We start from the raw sequence: 554 nt of genomic DNA on the forward strand, positions 1-554 counted from the left end.
TTGTATTCGTATCTGGCGGCGAGTTCCTCATCGAGGTCGACGCCCAGACCCGGCTTGTCGCCCGGGTGCATCAGGCCATTGTCGAAGCTATAGGCGTGCGGGAAGACGGCATCGGTCTCGTCGGTGTGGCGCATATATTCCTGCACGCCGAAGTTCGGCACCGACAGGTCGAAGTGAAGGGCGGCCGCCATGCACACCGGCGACAGGTCGGTCGCGCCGTGGCAGCCGGTGCGGACATTGTGCATATCGGCAAAGCTCGCGATGCGGCGAAGATGGGTGATGCCGCCGGCATGGACCACGGTCGCCCGGATATAGTCGATCAGCTGTTCCTCGATCAGCTGCTTGCAGTCCCAGATCGAGTTGAAGATCTCGCCGACCGCAAGCGGGCTGGTGGTGTGCTGGCGGATCAGGCGGAAATTCGCCTGGTTCTCGGCAGGCGTCGCATCCTCGAGCCAGAAGGGGCGATACGGCTCCAGGTCCTTGCCCAGGCGGCCTGCCTCGATCGGGGTCAGGCGGTGATGGATGTCGTGCAGCAGATGCACGTCCCAGCCGAG

Annotated in this window: 1 protein-coding gene; it reads right to left on the reverse strand. The window is 63.9% G+C overall.

Features of this window, described 5'->3' with window-relative positions; all coding sequences use genetic code 11:
- A partial coding sequence (locus tag AC1RT8_RS24690) for an enolase C-terminal domain-like protein (RefSeq protein WP_493079210.1) occupies positions 1–554 on the reverse strand: 554 nt, incomplete at both ends.

The sequence above is a fragment of the Sphingomonas sp. GW821-FHT10F11 genome, assembly GCF_058809095.1.